We start from the raw sequence: 4,283 nt of genomic DNA on the forward strand, positions 1-4,283 counted from the left end.
GCGGGAGGCGATCTGAACGCTTAGGCTTGAGAGGTGGTTAGGCGTCCGGCATACAAATCTGCTGTTTGTAACTCGCCTTCGATGGAGCCACGGACTCCAAATGTAGCCCAGCCAGGTAGTTAGGCGGGTGGTGGGTGAGGTTACCAATAAGGCGTAAGGTTGCTCGCAACCCCGCCTCTGCAGGAGCTACGGCGGCTTGAAATTTATCAATAATGGGGGATTAAGGGGGCAGGGCCGGCGGGTTCTAGGGCGTTATTAACATAGACCTGGTACTGCGTGGTAGTTTAGTAGATTGCGGGCCCCTTATTGTGTGACCGTCTTTCTAAACTCCTCGTTGTGAGTGGAGAGGGGACTCCAAGTCTATAAGCCGTGTACTGGACTGAGGCGTCGTTGAACTTCCAGCAACTCTCCAGAGCCAGCCAGGCGGTAGATCCGTCGTCGGCCGCCGCCCTCGACCTGCGGTGCTTCAATATCACAAACAACGTCCTCATCTCTACCCCAGCTTCCTAATGAGCCAGTTTATACACCACGAGTCTTGGCAAGTGCCACAGCCTTCTCATGATGTTTGTCGATCTTGACGGATTTGCAGATCACTTAAGCGGCGCCTCTGGCGGTCGGGGTGGGGGATGGCAACTCGTGGCGATAGTAGTATTTTTGTTCGGCGCAGTGCCTAGTGCCGCCACCGTTTGGAGTAGCCAAGTTTTTAAAACTGTGGCGTAATTGCAAATGTGGAGATTCCGATTGCCCTACTTAAGGAGGCGGAGAGGAGGGGGGTGGATTTAGTGGATCTGCTGTCCAGGTCGCTGGGGCTGGATCCTCCTAGGCGCGCTCCTGCGCATTTAGAGCTTTCTGTTAAATATCTGGAGGAGGGGAGGGAGTTAGTCGACAAGGATCCGGTGCAGGCCAGCGAGAAGCTGTACAAGGCGGCTGAGGAGGCGGTGAAGGCGCTGGCCGTCGCCCTGGGACTTGACGAAGCGGAGAAGGCTGGGGAGATGGGCAGGTGGACGGCCACCCTCCTCTTCTCTGCCGTGGATAAGATCGCAGAGAAGAGGGGAAGGGAGTTTAAGCTTTGGTGGAAAAGCGCGTGGTTTCTCCACGTAGAGGGCTTCCACGAGGCTAGGCTCACGGCGGCGCAGGTTAGGGATGAGGTGGATTACGTGGAGAGGATAGTAGAGGCCGCGGCCGAGGCAGTGGAGGGAAAACCGCCGCGGGGGCGGGGCGCCTAGATCGCGGTCAGCGGGCAAAGGCGGTGGAGAGGTATAAAGAGCTCTGCAACCAGCTTGTAAGCCAAGCCGCGGCTTCAGCCACGGCTTGGGGCTGTGCGCGTTGGAGACCGCGGCCGGCCTCAGCTGAGCTTAGCGGCGCTTTTTAGAAGCCGGACGTGTTGCGGCTTTTCTCCGTATATTCTTTATGTCGAAGAGGTAGGCCACCTCTCCGAGGAGTGCCTCGGCTTCAGCCAGAGCAACCGCCTTGACGCTGTGGAGGCCCCCTTCCTCTACAAACAGGAGAATATCTAAATTGCTGGGGGCCTACGACTCTTCCAGCACGGCTGAGCCAAGGGCGTACTGCTCGACGCCGTATTTCCTAAGCGTCGGCAGTATTGCCTCAGCGATTTTCCCCACTGCTTTATGGCCTCAATACGCTTCAGCGGATCCGCAACCTCTTTATAAGATCTACCACAGCCCCGGCGGTATTTACAACTATCTCGGCCCTTTCTCTGTCGACGCCCGGCACGCCGTACTGCCCAGGGCCCGGGTGTCCCATGGCGTCACTTGCTCCCGCCGGTACTGAGCCACGAAGTCAGCCGCCTCGCCGCATAAATATTTAGCAACTAAACCGAGGAGTAGCGGCACGAGTTCCGGGGGGGATCTACCACCAAGCTTTAATAGTGAAGCTTTTACAAGTTGCTGGGCGGCTGTCTCGGCGTTTACAGAGGCGGCGTTGTGTAAATCCTCGTCTATAAGCCTTTGAGCCGCCTTTAGGTACTCCCCGGCCCTCTTTAAATACTCCACTGCCACCTCAAGACGCACATCTAGCACTCTGCCGTGTTAGATAAGAGTAGGTCTACCTCCCTCAGCGCACCGCTGTGTGGAATCTAACTCGGAAATTCCTCTTGCGTGAGTTGGATCCCCCAGCCGTAGGGTAGGCGGAGTCCGGCTAGAGCCGGGGCGCTACGCCGTGTTGGGCAGGTTCCGCCACTCTGGTTTTACGAGGTGTTTGTGGCTTGTGCCGTCTCAATTTTGACGTATTTAGCCTGAAGCCGTCTCATCTCTCTCCTCGTCATTAGGTGTATTTCTAGGGGGTAGCCGCTGGGTAGTCCGCGTCTCTCGGCTCTTTCAATTATCTCGAGGACTATCCCCGCCCTCTCGAAGGCGCTCTTAGGGACTTCGTCTACCACCACGGCTATGTCTATGTCGCTACTGGCGGTCAGCCTGCCCTCTGCGGCCGAGCCGAAGACGTACACCTCGGCGCCGCCGAGGACCTCCTTTACTGCCTCTGCGACAAGCGGGGCGTATTCACGCCACCTGAGCAACTTCTTAAGCCTCTCCGCCTGGTGTCTGGCTACTATGTCACTTGAAGACGTCGTCCTCCACCTCTTTCAAAGTTTTTTCAAATCCGTTGCTGTCTCCAGCGCTTTTTCTGCCTCTACTTTTTCAAATTCCCTCGCAAGGTGGCGTGACGTAATGTAGGCCTCCTCCAGAGTTGCAGGCTCCCGTCTGCGGCGGCGTGAGGCCTCGGCGATTTTCACCGCGGCGTCTTCCTTTCCTAGTTCGTACAACGCCGTTGCAACAACCCCCGGCAACTCTTTAATGCCGTGAGTCCTCGGCGTGTATCCCAACAGCATTAAAACCACGGCTTTTATGAATAGCTGAAGCGCCTGCTCGCTGAAGAACATAGCGAGGTCGTAGTGGCCTCTGCCCAGCGCCCCCCTAGCGTACCCTAGCATAGCCAAGCCCCGCCTCTTGAGAATCTCCACCTCTTCAATAGAGCTCATAGGCGCCGTTGCGGTTATATCCACTTCTAAAGGTATCGTGTACCCCCGCAGTGGTCATGTAATTGTTTACATAATATTTGCCGGTGCCTAGGGTTTATCGGCCTACAGGCTTCGTCCACATCTCTTAACCAGATAATTTCTCAGCACGTTTCGGCGATGGTTCTCTGTGTGCTAGTAGTACGCCTTATAGATTATATAGTGGTCCGTATGTTGCTTGTATGTGATTAACGCCATCAATTCTCTCATTAGGCGAGTTAATTTTGGTGTCTACCCCACCATATCTCCCGGAGTGTTTTGCTAAGCCAATATGCTGTAGATTTCGTGAACTCTTCTATTACCTCCTCCTTATCTAAGTGGCTCTGCGTGGGCATGCGGCGCCGCGTGTTGGTAGTTATTTAAGCAACTTTGCGCCGATGTGGGCTTTATGGCTTGGCAAATTTGCTTTTATTTGGGTATCATAGTGTAGCGGTGTTGCGTCTGCTTGAGGATGGGACCTTCCTCGTGGTGAAGGGAGGCGAGGGGGTATTACCCCCTCTTCTCTCCGGGCTTCCCCGGGGGCCTGGGGATCCCGGGTGATTCCCGGGACGGGGCCGCCCGGAGGGTTGACGCCGCTCCCTCGGCATTGCGTTTTTAAGCACAGCTTCGCCTCCCGGAGCCCTAGCGGGAGGCGGGGGAGGCTACTACAGATCCATGGGTGTAGAAACATAATACCTGATTCAGGTAGTGCGTACGGTTGCGAGTTAAGAATTATGTAGGGGATAGGGAAGGGGGTTTACGGTATCATTAACAGTATTAGACCGCCTCGGTCGTTGTCTTTCGCCAGCTCGTATGCTCCGTATATGTCTCTCTCTTTTAGGTGGCGCCAGCCCTCTTCCGGGAGGTGGTCTGCCAGTCTCCACAAGCCCGGCCCCGTGGCGTCTACCGCCAGGTAGAGATAGGCGTACCACGGCTTGTCTGTCCTAAGGGCGTCGACGGCGCGCCAGAGGTCCTCTTCGCCTCCGTCGAAGTGGTCTATAGAGGCGCCTATCTTCACAATCCTGGGCCTGCCCATAACAAAAAGCTCGTATAAATCCGCCTCCTCGATGTAGGGGTAGAAGTCGGCGGCGCCGATCCTCCCCTCAGCCTCCGCCAGCCGCGGCGGTGCTCTTCTCGGCGAGGGCCCTCACGTAGCCACCCGCCGCGCTCATCTCAGCCACGTAGAGCCCCAGCCCCGCGTTGTTAACCAAAACGTCAACGCCGCCGAATTTCTCCACCGCCGACTGGACCACGGACCTGCAACCCTCCCTAG

At 56.5% G+C, this 4,283-nt stretch carries 7 protein-coding genes; 3 read left to right on the forward strand and 4 right to left on the reverse strand.

Going from position 1 to position 4,283, the window contains the following annotated elements; genetic code table 11:
* The first annotated feature begins 369 nt into the window (after positions 1-369).
* The 3 genes from ACP5J3_RS11370 to ACP5J3_RS11380 all read left to right on the forward strand — a co-directional run bounded on the left by ACP5J3_RS11370 (position 370) and on the right by ACP5J3_RS11380 (position 1,517).
* The gene (locus tag ACP5J3_RS11370; RefSeq protein WP_428495796.1) at positions 370-510 is read left to right on the forward strand and encodes a hypothetical protein; all 141 of its coding nucleotides are present in this window, start codon (positions 370-372) and stop codon (positions 508-510) included.
* A 218-nt stretch (positions 511-728) separates the two neighbouring features.
* Complete coding sequence (locus ACP5J3_RS11375; protein WP_428495797.1) at positions 729-1,226, forward strand: PaREP1 family protein; 498 nt, start codon at positions 729-731, stop codon at positions 1,224-1,226.
* Positions 1,227-1,319: 93 nt separating this feature from the next.
* A complete protein-coding gene (locus ACP5J3_RS11380; protein WP_428495798.1) occupies positions 1,320-1,517 on the forward strand; it encodes a hypothetical protein in 198 nt (65 codons plus the stop codon).
* 183 nt (positions 1,518-1,700) lie between these two features.
* Here ACP5J3_RS11380 and ACP5J3_RS11385 read toward each other — a convergent pair whose 3' ends face one another.
* The 4 genes from ACP5J3_RS11385 to ACP5J3_RS11400 all read right to left on the reverse strand — a co-directional run bounded on the left by ACP5J3_RS11385 (position 1,701) and on the right by ACP5J3_RS11400 (position 4,046).
* Positions 1,701-2,030: a HEPN domain-containing protein gene (locus ACP5J3_RS11385; RefSeq protein WP_428495799.1), complete on the reverse strand. Its 330-nt coding sequence runs from the start codon at positions 2,028-2,030 to the stop codon at positions 1,701-1,703.
* 176 nt (positions 2,031-2,206) lie between these two features.
* The gene (locus ACP5J3_RS11390) at positions 2,207-2,533 is read right to left on the reverse strand and encodes a nucleotidyltransferase domain-containing protein (RefSeq protein ID WP_428495800.1); all 327 of its coding nucleotides are present in this window, start codon (positions 2,531-2,533) and stop codon (positions 2,207-2,209) included.
* A 66-nt stretch (positions 2,534-2,599) separates the two neighbouring features.
* Positions 2,600-2,995, reverse strand: a complete 396-nt coding sequence (locus ACP5J3_RS11395) for a HEPN domain-containing protein (RefSeq protein WP_428495801.1) — start codon at positions 2,993-2,995, stop codon at positions 2,600-2,602.
* A 772-nt stretch (positions 2,996-3,767) separates the two neighbouring features.
* The gene (locus ACP5J3_RS11400; RefSeq protein ID WP_428495802.1) at positions 3,768-4,046 is read right to left on the reverse strand and encodes a hypothetical protein; all 279 of its coding nucleotides are present in this window, start codon (positions 4,044-4,046) and stop codon (positions 3,768-3,770) included.
* Positions 4,047-4,283: the final 237 nt, after the last annotated feature.

It is taken from the genome of Pyrobaculum sp., assembly GCF_049971835.1.
Lineage (GTDB): Archaea > Thermoproteota > Thermoprotei > Thermoproteales > Thermoproteaceae > Pyrobaculum.

Coding starts and splice junctions, on each gene's coding strand:
- ACP5J3_RS11395 (WP_428495801.1), bottom strand. CDS start 2,995: ATGAGCTCTATTGAAGAGGTGGAGATTCTCAAGAGGCGGGGCTTGGCT.
- ACP5J3_RS11400 (WP_428495802.1), bottom strand. CDS start 4,046: ATGGGCAGGCCCAGGATTGTGAAGATAGGCGCCTCTATAGACCACTTC.